This is a genomic window from Streptomyces sp. NPDC044003, assembly GCF_056435185.1.
Map to the genome: position 1 here is coordinate 616454 of NZ_JBWKFA010000005.1, position 17357 is coordinate 633810.

The following is a 17357-nucleotide window of genomic DNA, read 5'->3' on the forward strand; positions in this document are numbered from 1 at the left end:
GGCTCACCTCAGCACGGCGATCACCTCCTGGGCGGCGCGCTCGCCCTCGGTCGCGCCGCCTTCCATGAAGCCCTGGAAGTCGTACGAACAGTGCTCGCCGCCGATGTGGACGTTGCCCTGGGCGGTGCCCTCGTACTTCGCGTACCGGTGGAGGTAGCCGACGGGCCAGCAGGAGTACGCGCCGAGGGAGTAGGGGTTCCTGTGCCAGGCGGAGAGCTGGGCGCGGCCGGTGTACGCCCGGGAGGTGCCGGGGAAGAAGGCGTCGATGCCGGCCAGGTAGCGGGTGACCAGGTTCCGTACGTACGGGTCGGACTCGGTGGAGAACGGCCCGGCCGGGTTCAGGTTCCGGGCCAGGCTGCCGCCGCCGTACTGGAGGAGGATTCCGCCGGTGCCGCCCTGGACCTTGGTGGTGTCCCAGGTCTGCTGGACCTCGGTGTCGGTGAAGCAGTCGCCGGCGGAGACCCCGGGCCAGGCTCCGGTGCCGCGCCAGGGCCGGGTGCCGAACTGCATGTTGAGCTTGGTGCAGTAGCCCATGCGCGCGTCCCGCAGGAGGTTGCGCATGAGCGGGTCGAACCCGGCCTGGGAGGTGTCGAGTTGCTGGAGGATCGGCAGCGGGACGCACAGGATCGTGTGGTCGGCGGTGACGGTCCTGGTGGCGCCCGCCTCGGTGAAGGTGAGCGTCTGGGTGCCGTCGGCGTTGGCCCGTACGGCGGTCAGCGACCAGCCCATGCGGAGGGTGCCGGGGGCGAGCGCCCCGGCGACGGCGTTCGGGAGCCGGTCGTTGCCGCCGACGATGTGGTAGCGCTCGTTGGAGAGGCCCCAGACGTTGAAGTTGCCGGGATTGGTCTGGTAGCCCATGAGCAGGACGAGGGCGAGCGAGGACTGTTCGGTGGTGTCCGCGCCGTACTCGACGTTGTAGGCGACGTCGATGAACTTCCCGAGCGGTGAGGAGTGTCCGCCCGGGACGCGGCTCTCGATCCACTCGTACAGGGACATGTTGTCGAGGGTGGTGCCGGTGGGGGTGGTCTGGTTCCAGGTGACCTCGCCCGCCTCGGAGAGGTCGCGGCGCAGTGACTGGTAGACCGCGTTGAAGTCCTCGTCGGCCTGGGCGCGCGGGTAGTAGGTGCCGCCGAACCAGAGGACTTCCTCGGCCCCGTTGGGCCCGCCGCCGAGGAAGTCCTCGGTGGCGAGGCCGAAGCGGCGGCAGAGCTCCAGGATCTTCTTGTGGCTGGTGTCGATCAGCTCGCCGCCGATCTCGGAGGTCTGGCCGTACGCCCAGTGGTCGCGCTGGGTGTACATGCGGCCGCCGACCCGGGACGGGTTCGCCTCGTAGAGCACCGGGCTCAGTCCGGCGTCCTGGAGGGTGAGGGCGGCGGTGAGGCCGGAGATCCCGGCGCCGACGACGGCGATCCGGGCGGTGCTCTTGACCGGCGGGGCGGGCGTGGTGGCGGCCGCGGCGGGCACGGCCGATCCGACGCCGACGGCGATGCCGGCGGCGGTGGCGTACTTGAGGAGGGACCGGCGTCCGAGGGTGTCGGCTCTCATGCCGCGGAGTTCGTCGACGGGGATGCCGAGGCGGCGGGCGGCGGCGTGCTCGGCGGCGAGGTTCTTCAGGAGGTGCATCGGGTTGGTGCGTGCCATGGGGCGCTCCTGGAGGGTGAGGGGGTGTTCAGCTCTGGGGTACGGAGGCGGGGACGGCGGCTTCCTCGTCGGTGCGCTCGGTGGCGTCCTCCAGGACGATCCGGCCGATGATCTCGTAGCGCTCGGGCCGCTTGGCCTTGAGGTAGAAGCCGAGGCCGAGGCCGCCGAAGAAGACGACGCCGACGATCCAGGGGATGGCCTTGAAGAAGAGGGAGTCGGCGGCGAGACCGGCCGCTGTCTCCATGTTCATGACCAGCAGGACGACGACGGCGATCATGCCGACACCGCCGAGGAGCGGGGCCGTGAGGGTCCTGAACCAGTGCCGGTCCTCGGGGTGGTTCTTGCGGAAGTAGCCGATGACGGCGAAGGAGCAGAGGGTCTGGACGATGAGGATCGCCATCGTGCCGAGGATCGCGAGCAGCGTGTAGAGGTGGATGTAGGGGTCCTGGCCGGTGAGCCAGAAGGCGGCGACGAGGGCGACGGCGATCGCGCTCTGCACGTACGAGGCGATGTACGGCGAGCCGTGCTTCGCGTGCGTCCGGCCGAGCGCCGGGTGGAGGAAGCCCTCCCGGCCGATGGCGTAGAGGTAGCGCGAGGCGCACTGGTGGAAGGCCATGCCGCAGGCGAAGGAGCCGGTGAGCAGCAGCCACTGGAAGGCGTCGACGGCCCAGGCGCCGATGAAGGTCTGGGTGGGCGCGAAGAACAGGTCGAGGGGGCTCGCGGACGCGGACAGCTTCACGGAGCCGGCGAGGCCGTTCCCGGCGATCGTCATCCACGAGACGTAGATGTAGAAGAGGCCGACGCCGATGACGGAGATCAGGGTGGCCTTGGGGATGACCCGCTTGGGGTCGCGGGACTCCTCGCCGTACATCGCGGTCGACTCGAAGCCGACCCAGGACCAGAAGGCGAAGAAGAGGCCGAGTCCCGCGGAAGTGCCGGTGAAGGCGTTCTTCGGGTTGATCGGCTCGACGGGGATGCCGTCGGGGCCGCCGCCGGCGATCAGGACGGCGGTGGCGACCGCGAAGAGGACGGCGATCTCCGCGACCAGCATCACGCCCAGCGCCTTGGCGGTCAGGTTGATGTCGAAGTACGACAGGACGGCGGTGACGGCCAGCATGACCGCCGCGTACAGGATCCACGGGATGTCGACGCCGAGCTGGTCGGCGACGGTCGTCTTGGCGAAGTAGGCGAAGACGCCGACGATCGACGCCTCGAAGACGATGTACGCGAGGACGGCGAGCATGCCGGAGGCCATGCCGGCGATCCGGCCCAGGCCGTGCGAGATGTAGCCGTAGAAGGCGCCGGCGGCGGTGATCCGCTTGGCCATGGCGACGTAGCCGACCGAGAAGACGGTCAGGACGAGCGTCGCGAAGAGATATCCGGCGGGGGCGCCGGTGCCGTTGCCGAAGCCGACGGCGATGGGGAGGTTTCCGGTCATCGCCGTGATCGGGGCGGCGGTGGCGACGGCCATGAAGACGACGCCGACGAGTCCGACCGAGTTCGCCTTGAGCCGGTGGACCTCTGGGGTGGGATTCTCTGCCATGGGCCGAGAGGATCCTCGCGAGTGACGTAGGCCACAATCGACATGCGGTCGCACAATTCCCGCCACGGGGCGACGAGTTGTCGCCCTGGTGTACGAACTGTCCGGTCCCGTAACCGTCAGGTGATGTCGCCGGAACACGGACGCGGGTAGCGTCCGGCCCCATGGACAATCAGGGCGGGATCACCGTGCAGCGGGCGCTCGAACTCCCCGGACTGCGCGGCGGGCTCCCGGAGGTGGTGGCCGGCGCGGACCGGCTGCACCGCACGGTGCGCTGGGTGCACGCGGGCGAGGTGCCGAACATCGCGTCGCTGCTCAAGGGCGGCGAACTGCTCCTCACGACAGGCCTCGGCCTGGGCACCCGCCCGGCCGAGCAGCGGGCCTTCGTCCGCCGGCTCGCCGACCGGGGCATCGCGGCGCTCGTCGTCGAACTGGGCCCGCGCTTCGCCCGCCTCCCGGCGACGATAGTGGAAACAGCCAGGGCAGCCGGTCTCCCCCTCGTCCAGCTCCACCGCGAGGTCCCCTTCGTCGCCGTCACGGAGGAGATCCACACCGAGATCGTCAACGGCCACTACGCCCTCCAGCGGCAGGCCGAGGAGGTCCACCGGCAGTGCACGGAGGCGCTGCTCGGCGGCGGCGGGGTGCCGCAGGTCCTCCGCATCCTCTCCGACTTCGCCGCCAACCCGGTCTTCCTGGAGACCGCCGACGGGCAGCTGCTGTACGCGGCGGGCACCGAGTCCGCGCCGGCCGACCCGCTCCAGGTGTGGGACGGGCTGCGCGGCCAGCGGGCGGCCCGCGAGTCCGGCCCGCCCACCGGCACGGTCCTCGTCGACGTCCCCGGCGGCGGCCCCGGTACGGGCTCGGTGCGGGCCCGCCTGGTCCTCCTCGCGGTCTCCGGCGCCCTCTCCCCCGTCCACCGGATGGCGGCCGAGCGGGCGGCGGGGCTCCTCGCGGTCGTCCTCATGCAGGCCCGCCAGGAGGAGGAGCTGGCGGCGCGCGGCCGGGGCGACTTCCTGACGGACCTGGCGGAGGGCCGCATCTCGGCGGAGGACGCGCCGGCGCAGGCGAGGGTCCTGGGCTTCAAGCCGGGCGACGGCCCCCTGCTCCCGGTGGTGATGCGCCTGGCCTCGGAACTCTCCCCCTCGGGCAACTGGGCCCTGCTGGCCCGGGCGGTCCTGGAGGAACTGTCCTCGGTGGGCGTCCCGGCCCTCCTGGGCGTCCGCCCGGTGGAGGGCCGCGTCCCGCTGCTCCTGGGCCTGCGCTCGGAGACGGAACGCACGGCGGTCGCGGACCGGGTGGCGGCGGCGCTCCGGGCGGGCGTGGAGCGGGCGGGCCTGGAACGCGCCGGGGTGCACCCGCCGGTCGTCGTGGTCGGCGTGGCGGGCGGCTGGGCGGCGGCGTCGGCGGGCCTGCGGCACGCGGCGGAGACGGCGACGGCGGCGCAGGGCCTCTCGGACCTGCCCTGGTACGACGCCCGACGCCTGGACATCGACCTGCTCCTCTGGCGCCTGCGCGACCACCCGGACCTGGCGGCCTTCGTGGACCGGGCGATCGGCCCGCTGCGGGACCACGACAAGACGTCCCGCCCCCCGCTGCTCCCCACGCTGGAGACGTACCTGGCGCACGCGGGCCGCAAGGCGGAGACGGCGCGCGAGCTGCACCTCAACCGCCAGACCCTCTACAACCGCCTGGCCCGCATCTCCGAACTCCTGGGCACGGACCTGGACGACCCCCAGACGGTCCTGGCCCTCTCCCTGGCCCTCAGAGCCCGCCGCCACACGCCGTAGGCGCCCCACCCCGTTGTGGGCAATCGTTCCGCCGGGGCGATGGGGGTCCCCCCTGCTCGAGCGAAGCCGAGAGCTTGGGGGAGGGTGGGCACAACGGACCCGCGCCCTGCCGGCGCCAGAGGCTTCCGCGCCCTGACCCGCACCCCGTGTGCACCGTCGCTTGTCGTGCGGGTCCAGGCTCGGAAGGCGGAGGCGCCGCTGAGGGCGCCGTCCCGTGTGCCCACCCGTCCCGCCCCAGCGGGACGATTGCCCACAGGGGAGTGGGGCGCGGCCCACAACGGAAACGGACGTCACCGCCCCGACAACTCGTCGTACACCGACAGCACATGCGCGATCGTCTCGTCCTCCGTCGGCCAGGACCCCGCCTGCACCCGCCCCGCCGCCGCCAGGTCCATCCGTCGGTCCGCGTCCTCCAACAGCCCCCGTACCGCCCCCGCCAGGGCCCCCGCGTCCCCGTACGGCACCAGTTCCGCCGCGTCCCCGACGAGTTCCGGTACGCCGCCGACGGCCGTCGCGACGAGCGGCACCCCGAGCCGGAGCGCCTCCTGCGCGAGCAGGGAGCGGGCCTCCCACCGCGAGGGCAGCACGGCGACGTCGGCGGCCGCGAGCAGCTCGGCGACGTCGTCCCGCCGCCCGATGAGTCGCACGGCGAGCCGTTCCTCGACGATCCGCCGTTGCAGGAAGGCCCGTTCGGGTCCCTCCCCCGCGATCACGAGCAGCGGTTCCGGATCGAGCCCCCGCCACAACCGCGCCGCGTCGAGCAGCGTCCGGTACCCCCGGCCGCGTTGGAGCGCCCCCACGGCCATGAGCAGGGGCCGGTCGACGGCGCCGAGTTCGGCGCGGGCCTTGCCGTCGTGGAGGCAGACGGGCCCGCGCGCGGCGGGCACGGTGACGGGGGCGAGGCGGGCGTCCCTGGCCCCGCGCCGCCGGGCCCGGTCGACGAGTTCGGAGGAGGTGCCGAGGACGACGGTCGCGGCGCGCGCGGTCTTCCGTTCGAGGAGCCGCAGCACCCCGCCCCGCGCCCCGTCGACGTGGTTCCGGCTGTGCCAGGTGGTCACGAGTGGGGCCCGCCCGCCGCCGCCGGCGAGCGCGAGCGCGGCCCGTACGGAGGCCTGGAGGCCGTGTGCGTGGACCACGTCGGCGCCGATGCAGGCGTTGCGGAGCGCGGTGATGGTCGCGGGGTCGCCGAGCCGCGGCAGCGGCACGAAGTGCGCGCCGACGCCCAGGTAGTCGTATGCGTGGTCGAGTTCGGCCGGGGCGCACACGGTCACCCGCACGCCCCTCGCCACCAGCCCCGAGGCAAGTGATCGGACGTGCGCGCTGCTGCCCGCGCCGCCGCCGCCCAGCACTTGGACCGTACGGAGCTGTGTCACGCGCCCAAGGATGCCAGCCCGTGCCCCGGACCGTACGCACGTTCCGGCACCGAAGTGGCGTCGTTCCCCTGCGCGGAAGGAGTACGGGGCGGGCACGCACCCCACGGGTTCACCCACAAGGGTGAGCGCGTAAGCACGCGGCCCACGCCCCCGGCACCCTCAGGCGGAAGCCGCCCGCTCCCCCCACACCGCGGCGGCGACCAGACCGCCCGCGTGCGCGGCGAGCCCGAGCCGCCCGTTGGAACCCACGATGGCACTGCCGAGAGCGGCGCCGAGCGCGTGCGCGCCCAGGTCGCCGAGCATGGTCTCCTCGCCGAGGTCCTCGCCGAGGAGCGCCGCCGCGGCCCCCATCGGCGCGGCGGCGAGCGACCCCCGCAGCAGCCCCGGCGCGCCGAGCCCGAGCACGAGCAGGCTCGCGCGCCCGGGCCGTACGTCCACGAGGTTCACCAGGTGCGCGGTGCCGGCGATGACGACGCCGGCGAGAACCTTGTCGAGGGGCTTCTCCTTGAGGAGGGCCCCGGCGACGAGCGAGGCGGCACCGATCCCGAACAACTTCACGGCCCCGCTGGTCACCTCACCGCCCCGAAGCGCCCCCAGATGCGCGCGGAACCCGCGTCGGTGGTCGCCCCGCAGGTCGTCGTACCGCCCGCACACGGCGGCCGCGGCGACGGCGAGGGAGGCGGCGGGCGCGACGGGCAGCACGGCGGCGGCCGAGCCGAGGGCGACGGCCGGACCGGCCAGCAGGGAGACCGGCCGTTCCGCGTAGTTGGTCCGGTCCCAGCTCTTCGGATTCCCCGGCGGCCGCCGCCGCAGCTGCCCGTACGCGAGCCGGGTCGCGCCGAAGGCCGCGGCGAAGGTCCCGATCCGCCCGAGACCGGCGCGCCCGGCGCCGGTCCGCCCGGGGGCCCGGGTCACGCGTCCGCCCGGGCCGTGGCGAGCAGCTCCTCCGCGTGGGCCCTGGCCGTCTCGGAGTCCTCCTGGCCGGCGAGCATCCGGGACAGCTCCCGGACGCGCTCCTCGCCCTCCAGGACGGTGACGCCGGAGCGGGTCACGGAGCCGTCGTTGGTCTTCTCGACGAGCAGCTGCCGGTCGGCGAAGGCCGCGACCTGCGGGAGGTGGGTGACGACGACGACCTGCGCGGACTTGGCGAGCTTGGCGAGCCGGCGGCCGATCTCGACGGCCGCCTTGCCGCCGACACCCGCGTCGACCTCGTCGAAGAGGTACGTCGGCACCGGGTCGACCCCGGCGAAGACGACCTCCACGGCCAGCATCACGCGGGACAGCTCACCGCCGGACGCGCCCTTGGCGATCGGCCGGGGCGGGGCGCCGGGGTGCGGGGCGAGCAGCAGCTCCACCTCGTCGGCCCCGGACGGGCCGTAGGCGACCCGGCGGCCGCCGACCTCCACGCCCTCCTCGTCCTCGGTCTGCGCGATGGCGAAGGACACGCGCGCGTGCGGCATGGCCAGCGAGGCGAGCTCGGCGGTGACCGCGTCGGCGAACCGCGCGGCCGTCTCCGTGCGCGCGTCGGTCAGCGCCTGCGCGAGCACCGAGAGCTCGTCGCGGAGCCGGTCCCGCTCGGCGGTGAGCTCCTCGATCCGGTCGTCGTCGCCGTCGAGCTCACCGAGCCGCCCGGCGCTCTCCTCCGCCCAGGCGAGGACGGCGGCGATGTCCGCGCCGTACTTCCTGGTGAGCTGGGTGAGGGCCGCCCGCCGCTCCTCGACGGCGGCGAGCCGCAGCGGGTCGGCGTCCAGGTCGTCGGCGTATCCGGCCAGTTCCTGCGCCACGTCCGACAGCAGGATGGAGATCTCGCCCATCCGGTCGGCGAGCCCGGCGAGCGCCGGATCGTGCGACCGTACGGCCTCCAGGGCCCGGCCCGCACCCGCGACCAGGGTGGTCGCGTCGACGGCCTCGGGGTCCTCGGGGTTGCCCGCGAGCGCGCCGTGCGCGAGCGCGGCGGCGGAGGCGAGGGCCTCGGCGTGCCCGAGCCGCTCCGCCTCGGCGGCCAGTTCGGCGTCCTCCCCGGGCAGCGGGGCGACGGCCTCGATCTCGCCGAGCCCGAAGCGCAGCAGATCGGCCTCCTGGGCGCGTTCCCTGGCCCGGGTGGTGATCTCGTCCAGCTCGGCGGTGACGGCGCGCAGCCGCCGGTACGCCTCGCCGTAGGCGGCGAGCGGCACGGAGACGGCCTCGCCCGCGTACCGGTCGAGCGCGCCGCGCTGCCGGGCGGGCTTGAGCAGGCCCTGCTGGTCGGTCTGGCCGTGGACGGCGACGAGCTCGTCGGCGAGTTCGGCGAGCAGCCCGACGGGCACGGAGCGCCCGCCGAGGTGGGCGCGGGAGCGTCCCTCGGCCGAGACGGTACGGCTGACGAGGAGCACGCCCTCGTCGAGCTCGGCACCTGCCTCCTCGGCGCGTAGGGCCGCGGGCGCGCCCGCGGGCACGCTGATCCGTCCCTCGACGACGGCCGACGCCGCGCCGATCCGCACCAGGGCCGGGTCGGCACGTCCGCCGAGCAGCAGCCCCAGGCTGGTCACGACCATGGTCTTGCCCGCACCGGTCTCACCCGTCACCGCGGTGAAGCCGGGTGACAGCTCGACCACCGCGTCGTCGATGACCCCGAGCGACCGTATCCGCATCTCCTCCAGCACGCCCCAGACCATACGAGGTTTCCCGGGTCGGATGCGACATCGCCCCCGTGCGTAACCCCCGGGAGCACCACTCGTTACGGAGCGGGCCGGGGATCAGTGCGGTGCGCCGCGCCACCCCGAGACGGGCAGGGCGAACTTGGCGACGAGCCGGTCGGTGAAGGAGGCGTGGTGCAGCCGGGCGAGCCGCACGGGCACGGCGCCCCGCCGCACCTCGACGCGCGCGCCCGCCGGGAGTTCCACGGTCCGCCGCCCGTCGCACCACAGCACCCCGTGCGGGGTGTGCGGCTCGACCTCGACGGCGAGCACCGACTGGGGGGTGGTGATCAGCGGCTTGGCGAACAGGGCGTGGGCCCCGATCGGGACCATGAGCAGCGCCTCGACCTCGGGCCAGACGACCGGGCCGCCCGCCGAGAAGGCGTACGCGGTGGAGCCGGTGGGTGTCGCGCAGATCACCCCGTCGCAGCCGAAGCCGGTCACCGGGCGCCCGTCGATCGCGAGGACGACCTCCAGCATCCGCTCGGGCGAGACCTTCTGCACGGCGGCCTCGTTGAGCGCCCAGTCGCGGTACAGGACGTCGCCGTTCTCGTACACGGTGACGTCGAGGGTCATCCGCTCCTCGACCTCGTACGCCTTGGTGACGACCCGGTCGACGACCTTGTCGAGGTCGTCGCGCTCGGCCTCCGCGAGGAAGCCGACGCGCCCCAGGTTGACGCCGAGCATGGGCACGCCGGAGGCGCGGGAGAACTCGGCGCCCCGCAGCAGGGTGCCGTCGCCGCCGAGGACGACGAGGAGTTCACAGCCGTCGAGCGCGTCGGAGCAGGCCTCCGGCACCTTCTCGACGGACGGCGGCAGCGGCAGGTCCGCCGCTTCGGCCTCCAGGACGCGGACGCCGATGCCGCTGCGCAGCAGCCCCAGGACGACCAGTTCGGCGCTGCGCACGGCGGCCGGCCGGCCGGTGTGCGCGAGCAGGAAGACGGTGCGTGTTGTTCCCGATGGTGCTGCTGCTGTTGAGCTCAACGAGGTCCCTCCGCCACGGCGCGGTCGACGTCCGCCGGATCCAGCGCGGGCGCGCCTGCCCGCAGCCACAGAAAGTACTCGACGTTGCCGGAGGGGCCGGGCAGCGGGCTCGCGGTGACGCCCAGGACGCCGAGGCCGAGCTCGCCGGCCTGCCGGGCCACGTTCTTCACGGCGTCCGCGCGGAGTTCGGTGGACCGTACGACCCCGCCCGTGCCGAGCCGCTCCTTGCCCACCTCGAACTGCGGCTTGACCATGAGGACGAGGTCGGCGCCGGGTGCCGTGCAGGCGGCGAGGGCGGGCAGGACGAGACCGAGCGGGATGAAGGAGAGGTCGCCGACGACGAGGTCGACCGGGACTCCGTCGATGGCATCGAGCGTCAACTCGCGTACGTTCGTGCGGTCCTTCACGGTGACGCGCTCGTCGCTCTGCAGCGACCAGGCGAGCTGTCCGTAGCCGACGTCGACGGCGACGACATGGGCGGCGCCCGCGCGCAGCAGGACATCGGTGAAGCCGCCGGTGGAGGCTCCGGCGTCCAGGGCCCGCCGGCCCTCGACCTTCAGCCCCTGGGGGACGAAGGCGGCGAAGGCCCCGGCGAGCTTGTGGCCGCCGCGCGAGACGTAGTCGGGATCGGAGTCGTCCTGGACGACGACGATGGCCGCGGCGGTCTCGACCTGGGTGGCGGGCTTGGTGGCGACGGTCTTGCCGACGGTCACCCGGCCCGCGGCGATCAGCTGGCTGGCGTGCTCGCGCGAGCGCGCGAGCTTGCGCCGGACCAGCTCGGCGTCGAGACGGCGGCGTGCCACTCCTGCCACGTTCGGTTCAGCTCCTGTTGTCGTACGGACGGGGGGCGGGGTGCGTGTCGAGCGAGGTCAGCTCGGCGCGCAGTCCACGGTGTACATCCTCGTACACCTCCAGGTGTCCGTCCGCCGGGAGGTGGTCCACCTCGGCGAGACGCGCGAGGCCGGCGTCGACGGCGGGATGGCCGGTGAGCTCCGGGGCGACACCGAGCGGCGCGGGCCCGGCGGGCTCGTACGTCTCGGCAGGGTCCTGCTCCTGCGGGGCTTCGGGGGTGGTGTCGCTCATGCCCCGACGCTACCGCGAAGCCCTGGGGTACCGTCGACGGCGATGGCGACGATCACGGAGTGCCGCGGCGCACTGGACAGACTTTCGGACAATCTCGCGCGGGCGGACGAGGGCGTGCGCGGTGCGGCCGCGCTCGACCGCAGCCTGAGCTGCCACATCACGGACCTCGACACGACGTTCACGGGCCGTCTCGCGGACGGCCGGATCCGGGTCGACGGGACGGTGGACGGCCCGCCGCCGGCGAAGGCGCAGATCCGGCTGGCGATGACCGGCGACGACCTGGTGGCGATGGTGGCCGGCGAGCTGAACTTCGCGAAGGCCTGGACCGCGGGCCGGGTCAGACTGGAGGCCGGCTTCCGCGACCTCCTGAAACTGCGGTCGCTCCTGTAGCGCGACCTCCTGCGGCTGCGGCCACCCCTGCAGCGCGACCTCCTGCGGCTGCGGTCACTCCAGAAGCGGCGCGGGCCCTCACTTCTGCAGCGCGGGCTCCTGCCCGGCGGGCTCCTCGGCCTGCGCCGGCACGGCCGCCCGGCCCCGCTCCTTCCGCCCCGCCGGTACGACCAGCGGCGTCCCCGTCTCGGGGTCGTCGATGACCTGGCAGCGCAGCCCGAAGACCCGCTCGACCAGCTCGGCGGTCACGATCTCCGACGGCGGGCCCTCGGCGACGACCTCGCCGTCGCGGACGGCGATGAGATGGGTCGCGTACCGGGCCGCGTGGTTCAGGTCGTGGAGGACGGCGACGAGCGTCCGCCCCTGGGTCTCGTGCAGCTCGGCGCACAGGTCGAGGACGTCGATCTGGTGCTGGATGTCGAGGTACGTGGTGGGCTCGTCGAGCAGCAGCAGCGGCGTCTGCTGGGCGAGCGCCATCGCGATCCAGACGCGCTGGCGCTGCCCGCCCGAGAGCTCGTCCACGTACCGCCCGGCGAGCTCGGCGACACCGGTCGACTCCATCGACTCCCGGACGATCCGCTCGTCCTCCGGGGACCACTGGCGCAGCAGCCCCTGGTGCGGGTAGCGGCCGCGCGCGACGAGGTCGGCGACGGTGATGCCGTCGGGGGCCACGGAGGTCTGGGGCAGCAGCCCGAGGGTCTTGGCGACCTTCTTGGCGGGCATCGCGTGGATCGACTGCCCGTCGAGCAGGACGCGGCCCTCACTGGGCTTCAGCATCCGGGAGAGGGCGCGGAGAAGGGTCGACTTGCCGCAGGCGTTGGGCCCGACGATGACGGTGAACGAGTTGTCGGGGATCGCGACGGACAGCTCGCGGGCGATGACCCGCTGCTCGTACGCCAGGGTGACCGATTCCGCGCTCAGGCGCTGCTGCTGCCGACCGTCCATACCCGCACTCCCGCTTCTCGTCCGTGGTCATGCCGGCGGTGACGACCACGACCCACGCGAAGTTAGGTTAGCCTACCCAACTTCACACTCTGCCCCGGGTGCCGGGATCTCACACCCCGAGCAGCGCCAGCGCCTTCTCCGCGTCCGGCACCCCGCCGCCCGGCCGGTCCGCCTCCGACCAGGCCGCCCCGCACAGCGCCCGCACGGCGTCCAGCACGTCCGCCCCGTCGCCCGGCGTGCCGTCGAGGACGAGCTCACCGCCGTTCACGGAGGCCCGCCACTCCCCGCACACGAAGCCCCCGTCCCCGTCGGCGACGACCTCGGGCTGCCCCACGAGCAGCCCCCGCAGATCGGCCGCCACATACGTGGGCCGGTGCTCGGGCACGGCCGCGAGCAGCTGCGCCACGTCCGTCACCCCGGTCAGCACGAGCAGCGAGTCGACCCCGCCGTTGAACGCGCCCTCGATGTCCGTGTCCAGCCGGTCCCCCACCACCAGCGGCCGCTCCGCCCCCGTCCGCAGCACCGTCTCCCGGTGCATCGGCGGCAGCGGCTTCCCCGCGACCTTCGGCTCCACCCGGTGCCCGGTGGCGATCCGTACGACCTCCACGGCCGCCCCGTTCCCCGGCCCGATCCCCCGCGTCCCGGGAATCGTCAGGTCCGTGTTCGAGGCGTACCACGGCACCCCCCGCCCCACCGCGTAGGCCGCCTCCGCGAACCGCGCCCACGGCATCCCCGGCCCGCCGTACCCCTGCACGACCGCCACCGGGTCGTCGTCGGCCGACTCCACCGGTACGAGCCCCCGCTCGCGCAGCGCCACCCGCAGCCCCTCGCCGCCGATGACGAGCACCCGGGACCCCGCCGGCACCTCGTCCGCGATCAGCCGGGCCACCGCCTGCGCCGAGGTGATCACGTCCCCGGCCTCCGCCGGCACCCCGAGCTCCGTCAGGTGCTCCGCCACCTCACCGGGCGTCCGCAGCGCGTTGTTGGTGACGTACGCCAGGTGCATCCCACCGGCCCGCGCCGCTCCCAGCGCCTCCATCGCGTACGGGATCGCCGCCCCGCCCGCGAAGTACACGACACCGTCCAGGTCCAGGAGCGCCGTGTCGTACGCCTCGCTCAGCGCGACCGCGCTGCCGCCGGGGTGCTTCCTGCCGCCTTCACGCCGTCCCTGGCCGTTCCGCACCGTCACCGCACACTCCTCAGATCACCGGGTGAATTCCCCCACTCTTCCGATCATCGCTCATGCCCGCCCACATACGATGACAGGATGAACACCTCAGGTCACGCGGCCGACGACGTCCGCGACGACGCCACAGGCCTGCGCCTGGCCCCGTTCCGCGGACTCCGCTATGTCCCCGAGCGGGTCGGCAGCCTGGCCGCCGTGACGTCCCCTCCCTACGACGTCGTCGTACGACCTGACGGACTGCTCCATCTGGAGTCCGCGGATCCGCACAACATCGTCCGGCTGATCCTCCCGCAGGCGATCACCGCCGGCACGCGCCATCGCAAGGCCGCCGTCACCCTCGACCGCTGGCTCGCGGACGGCGTCCTCGCCCCGGACCCGGAGCCCGCGCTCTACGTGTACGAGCAGCACGGCGACGGCATCCTCCAGCGCGGCATCATCGGCGCCCTGGAGCTCTCCACCCCGGACGAGGGCATCGTCCTCCCCCACGAGGACGTCATGCCGCACGTCGTCGAGGACCGCGCCGCGCTCATGCGGACCACGGCCGCCAACCTGGAGCCCCTGCTCCTCACCTACGTCGGAGCGGAAGAGGGCGGCGCCGACGCCGTCATCGAGCGCACCGTCCGGCGCGAACCGCTGCTCTCCACCACCACGGAGGACGGCTTCCAGCACCGCCTCTGGTCGGTCACGGATCCCGCCGAACTCGCCACGATCGCCGGCGAACTGGCCGGCCACCAGGCCCTCATCGCCGACGGCCACCACCGCTGGGCGACGTACCTGCGCCTCCGCGAGGAGCACGCGGCACCCGGCCCCTGGAACTACGGCCTGGTTCTCCTCATCGACACCGCCCGCTACCCGCTGCGGGTCCGCGCCATCCACCGTCTCCTCAACCGCCTGCCGGTCGCCGACGCCCTCACGGCCCTCGGCGACTCCTTCCGGGTGCGCCGCATCGACCGGCCGCTGCCGGTGGCCCTGGAGGCCCTGGAGGCGGCCACGGCCGAGGGCAACGCGTTCCTCCTCGCGGGCGACGGCGCCTTCCACCTCCTGGACCGCCCGGACCCCGCCCTCCTGGACCGCACGATCCGCACGGACCGCCCCCAGGCCTGGCGGACCCTGGACGCGACGGTCCTGCACTCCACCCTCCTGGAGAACGTCTGGCACATCCCGGACGCCCCCGAGGACATCGCCTACATCCACGACACGGAGGCGGCGGTCGCCCAGGCGGAACGCCGGGGCGGTACGGCGGTCCTCATGCACCCGGTACGGGAGGAGGTCGTCCGCGACCTCGCCCGCCAGGGCGTCACGATGCCCCGCAAGTCGACGTCGTTCGGCCCGAAGCCGGCGACGGGCCTGGTCCTGAGAAGCCTGGCGCTGGACTGAGCGTACGAAAACGAAGAAGGGCGGCACCCGACGGGTGCCGCCCTTCTCACTACCGGCCGGGATCAGCCCTTGTCGCCGTCCCGGTCGTCCTCGTCGTCCTCATCGTCCTCGTCGAGGTCGAGCTCGACGTCGACGACACCCGACTCGTCCGACTCCTCAGCCTCGTCCTCGGTCTCGTCGAACGCGTCGACGAACTCGACGCCGTCCATCTCGGCGAGGCGGTCGGAGGCGTCCGTGGCGCCGTCCTTGTCGGCCTCCAGGGCCTTGGCGAACCACTCACGGGCCTCGCGCTCACGGCCGGCGGCAAGCAGCGCGTCGGCGTACGCGTACCGCAGGCGCGCGGTCCACGGGTGCACGGCGCTGGAGGCGAGCTCGGGGCTCTGCAGCGTCACGATGGCCGCGTCGAGCTGCCCCAGGTCCCGGCGGGCGCCGGCGGCGACGAGCCGCATCTCGACCTGCCCGGCCTTGTCCAGCTTCTGCACCTCGGGCTCACCGGCCATGGCGAGGGCCCGCTCGGGCCGGCCGAGGCCGCGCTCGCAGTCGGCCATGACGGGCCACAGCTCGACACCGCCGCTCATCCGGCGCGCGGCACGGAACTCGGCAAGCGCCTCGGAGTACTTCTGCGTGGCGTACGCGGCGAAGCCGGCGGCCTCGCGGACGGCCGCGACACGGGAGGCGAGCCGCAGGGCGACACGGGAGTACCCGTACGCCTTCTCCGGGTCCTCGTCGATGAGCTGGGCGACCATGACGAGGTTGCGCGAGACGTCCTCGGCGAGCCCCTTGGGCAGGCTCATCAGCTCCTGGCGCACATCCGGGTCGATCTCCTCACCGGTGACCTCCGGCGGGATCGGCAGACGCTTGATGGGAGCGCGGTCGCCACGATCCCGGTCGTCCCGACGCCCGAAGCCGCCCCGGTCGTCACGACCGCGGTAGCCGCCGCGGTCGCCGCCCCGGTCGTCACGGCCACGGAACCCACCGCGGTCGCCCCCGCGGTCGTCGCGACGGAAGCCACCGCCACGGCTGTCGCCGCCCCGGTCGTCACGGCGGAACCCGCCGCCACGGCTGTCGTCCCGACGGAACGACGAGGGGCGCTCGTCACGCCGGTCGTCACGGCGGAAACCGCCGCCGGCACGGTTGTCGTCACGCGAGGGGTACGAGGGGCGGTCATCCCGACGGAACGACGAAGGACGCTCGTCCCGACGGTCGTCGCGACGGTCGTCGCGACGGAAGCCGCCACCGCGGTTGTCACCACCGCGGTCGTCACGGCGGAAGCCGCCACCACGGTTGTCACCACCGCGGTCGTCACGGCGGAAGCCGCCACCACGGCTGTCACCACCGCGGTCATCGCGACGGAAGCCACCGCCGCCGCGGTTGTCGCCACCCCGGTCGTCACGGCGGAAGCCGCCGCCGCCACGGTTGTCGTCACGCGAGGGGTACGAGGGGCGGTCATCCCGACGGAACGACGAGGGGCGCTCGTCCCGACGGTCGTCACGGCGGAACCCGCCACCACGGCTGTCGTCACGGCGGTCGTCACGCTGCCCGTAGGAGGGACGGTCGTCCCGACGGAACGACGAAGGACGCTCGTCACGCCGGTCGTCACGGCGGAAGCCGCCACCGCGGTTGTCCCCACCGCGGTCGTCACGGCGGAAACCACCACCACGGCTGTCACCACCGCGGTCATCGCGGCGGAAGCCGCCGCCGCGGTTGTCGTCACGGCGGTCGTCACGCTGCCCGTAGGAGGGACGGTCGTCCCGACGGAACGACGAAGGACGCTCGTCACGCCGGTCGTCGCGACGGAAACCGCCACCGCGGTTGTCACCACCACGGTCGTCACGGCGGAAGCCACCGCCACGGTTGTCACCACCACGGTCATCGCGACGGTAACCACCGCCACGGTTGTCACCGCCGCGGCTGTCACCACCGCGGCTGTCACCACCGCGGTTGTCACCACCGCGGTTGTCACCACCGCGGTCATCGCGACGGTAGCCGCCACCGCGGTTGTCGCCACCGCGGTCATCGCGACGGAAGCCACCACCGCCACGGTTGTCGTCACGGCGCGGCCCACGGAAGCCGCCCCGGTCGCCACCGGCACCGTCCCTGCGACGCGGCTCGCGCTCCGGACGGTCGTCGGGAGAGTTGGTGGACATCGGTGTGACTCCTGTCTTCGGGTACTGCAGTCATTCTCGCGCAGCCGGCACTCAGCCGCGCATCGGAAAAGTCAAGCAAAAAACAAAAGGACCCCTGGTCCCAGCGTGAACGCTGGGACCAGGGGTCCTGAAGAATTGTTCGGCGGCGTCCTACTCTCCCACAGGGTCCCCCCTGCAGTACCATCGGCGCTGAAAGGCTTAGCTTCCGGGTTCGGAATGTAACCGGGCG

Annotated in this window: 14 protein-coding genes, 1 rRNA gene and 1 pseudogene; 3 read left to right on the top strand and 13 right to left on the bottom strand. The window is 73.5% G+C overall.

Annotated features, from left to right (window positions below; translation table 11 throughout):
- Positions 1-3: 3 nt before the first annotated feature.
- Positions 4-1641 (bottom strand): flavin monoamine oxidase family protein, encoded by a 1638-nt coding sequence (locus AC07AW_RS23295; protein ID WP_478817370.1) that lies wholly within the window; start codon positions 1639-1641, stop codon positions 4-6.
- A 28-nt stretch (positions 1642-1669) separates the two neighbouring features.
- Complete coding sequence (locus AC07AW_RS23300) at positions 1670-3184, bottom strand: APC family permease (RefSeq protein ID WP_478817371.1); 1515 nt, start codon at positions 3182-3184, stop codon at positions 1670-1672.
- A 161-nt stretch (positions 3185-3345) separates the two neighbouring features.
- Between AC07AW_RS23300 and AC07AW_RS23305 the strand changes: the two genes are divergently transcribed.
- Positions 3346-4968 carry a PucR family transcriptional regulator gene (locus tag AC07AW_RS23305; RefSeq protein ID WP_478817372.1) on the top strand — a complete coding sequence of 541 codons (1623 nt, stop codon included), beginning with the start codon at positions 3346-3348 and terminating at the stop codon, positions 4966-4968.
- Between the two features lie 290 nt (positions 4969-5258).
- On the opposite strand, the gene AC07AW_RS23310 is transcribed toward AC07AW_RS23305, so the two are convergent.
- The 6 genes from AC07AW_RS23310 to AC07AW_RS23335 all read right to left on the bottom strand — a co-directional run bounded on the left by AC07AW_RS23310 (position 5259) and on the right by AC07AW_RS23335 (position 11083).
- Positions 5259-6341 carry a glycosyltransferase family 4 protein gene (locus AC07AW_RS23310; protein WP_478817373.1) on the bottom strand — a complete coding sequence of 361 codons (1083 nt, stop codon included), beginning with the start codon at positions 6339-6341 and terminating at the stop codon, positions 5259-5261.
- A 159-nt stretch (positions 6342-6500) separates the two neighbouring features.
- Entirely contained in the window at positions 6501-7256 is a 756-nt protein-coding gene (locus AC07AW_RS23315) for a hypothetical protein (protein WP_478817374.1), read from the bottom strand.
- The gene (recN, locus tag AC07AW_RS23320; protein ID WP_478817375.1) at positions 7253-8995 is read right to left on the bottom strand and encodes a DNA repair protein RecN; all 1743 of its coding nucleotides are present in this window, start codon (positions 8993-8995) and stop codon (positions 7253-7255) included. Before recN ends, AC07AW_RS23315 begins: the two co-directional genes overlap by 4 nt.
- An 81-nt stretch (positions 8996-9076) precedes the next feature.
- A complete protein-coding gene (locus AC07AW_RS23325) occupies positions 9077-10000 on the bottom strand; it encodes an NAD kinase (protein ID WP_478817376.1) in 924 nt (307 codons plus the stop codon).
- The gene (locus tag AC07AW_RS23330) at positions 9997-10812 is read right to left on the bottom strand and encodes a TlyA family RNA methyltransferase (protein WP_478817377.1); all 816 of its coding nucleotides are present in this window, start codon (positions 10810-10812) and stop codon (positions 9997-9999) included. The genes AC07AW_RS23325 and AC07AW_RS23330 overlap by 4 nt, the downstream gene beginning before the upstream one ends.
- A gap of 7 nt (positions 10813-10819) precedes the next feature.
- On the bottom strand, positions 10820-11083 hold the full coding sequence (locus tag AC07AW_RS23335) for a hypothetical protein (protein WP_478817378.1): 264 nt from the start codon (positions 11081-11083) through the stop codon (positions 10820-10822).
- Between the two features lie 42 nt (positions 11084-11125).
- Here AC07AW_RS23335 and AC07AW_RS23340 point away from each other — a divergent pair, with 42 nt between their 5' ends.
- Positions 11126-11473, top strand: a complete 348-nt coding sequence (locus AC07AW_RS23340; protein WP_478817379.1) for an SCP2 sterol-binding domain-containing protein — start codon at positions 11126-11128, stop codon at positions 11471-11473.
- Positions 11474-11551: 78 nt separating this feature from the next.
- Here the strand turns inward: AC07AW_RS23340 and AC07AW_RS23345 are convergent, their stop codons facing one another.
- Positions 11552-12418 (bottom strand): ABC transporter ATP-binding protein, encoded by an 867-nt coding sequence (locus AC07AW_RS23345; protein WP_478817380.1) that lies wholly within the window; start codon positions 12416-12418, stop codon positions 11552-11554.
- A gap of 109 nt (positions 12419-12527) precedes the next feature.
- On the bottom strand, positions 12528-13607 hold the full coding sequence (locus tag AC07AW_RS23350) for an HAD hydrolase-like protein (RefSeq protein ID WP_478817381.1): 1080 nt from the start codon (positions 13605-13607) through the stop codon (positions 12528-12530).
- A 78-nt stretch (positions 13608-13685) separates the two neighbouring features.
- On the opposite strand from AC07AW_RS23350, the gene AC07AW_RS23355 reads away from it, so the two are divergent.
- On the top strand, positions 13686-14981 hold the full coding sequence (locus AC07AW_RS23355; protein ID WP_478817382.1) for a DUF1015 domain-containing protein: 1296 nt from the start codon (positions 13686-13688) through the stop codon (positions 14979-14981).
- Positions 14982-15043: 62 nt separating this feature from the next.
- Here AC07AW_RS23355 and AC07AW_RS23360 read toward each other — a convergent pair whose 3' ends face one another.
- The 3 genes and pseudogenes from AC07AW_RS23360 to rrf all read right to left on the bottom strand — a co-directional run.
- On the bottom strand, positions 15044-15835 hold the full coding sequence (locus AC07AW_RS23360) for a tetratricopeptide repeat protein (RefSeq protein WP_478817399.1): 792 nt from the start codon (positions 15833-15835) through the stop codon (positions 15044-15046).
- Positions 15836-15850: 15 nt separating this feature from the next.
- Positions 15851-16735 (bottom strand): annotated as a pseudogene (locus AC07AW_RS23365) (hypothetical protein); the annotation flags it as partial.
- 530 nt (positions 16736-17265) lie between these two features.
- A 5S ribosomal RNA gene (gene rrf, locus AC07AW_RS23370) occupies positions 17266-17357 on the bottom strand; the annotation flags it as partial.

What these genes read in the sequence shown, in the direction of transcription:
- AC07AW_RS23295 (WP_478817370.1), bottom strand. Translation starts at nt 1,641, where the DNA reads ATGGCACGCACCAACCCGATGCACCTCCTGAAGAACCTCGCCGCCGAG.
- AC07AW_RS23300 (WP_478817371.1), bottom strand. Translation starts at nt 3,184, where the DNA reads ATGGCAGAGAATCCCACCCCAGAGGTCCACCGGCTCAAGGCGAACTCG.
- AC07AW_RS23305 (WP_478817372.1), top strand. Translation starts at nt 3,346, where the DNA reads ATGGACAATCAGGGCGGGATCACCGTGCAGCGGGCGCTCGAACTCCCC.
- recN (WP_478817375.1), bottom strand. Translation starts at nt 8,995, where the DNA reads ATGGTCTGGGGCGTGCTGGAGGAGATGCGGATACGGTCGCTCGGGGTC.
- AC07AW_RS23335 (WP_478817378.1), bottom strand. Translation starts at nt 11,083, where the DNA reads ATGAGCGACACCACCCCCGAAGCCCCGCAGGAGCAGGACCCTGCCGAG.
- AC07AW_RS23340 (WP_478817379.1), top strand. Translation starts at nt 11,126, where the DNA reads ATGGCGACGATCACGGAGTGCCGCGGCGCACTGGACAGACTTTCGGAC.
- AC07AW_RS23345 (WP_478817380.1), bottom strand. Translation starts at nt 12,418, where the DNA reads ATGGACGGTCGGCAGCAGCAGCGCCTGAGCGCGGAATCGGTCACCCTG.
- AC07AW_RS23355 (WP_478817382.1), top strand. Translation starts at nt 13,686, where the DNA reads ATGAACACCTCAGGTCACGCGGCCGACGACGTCCGCGACGACGCCACA.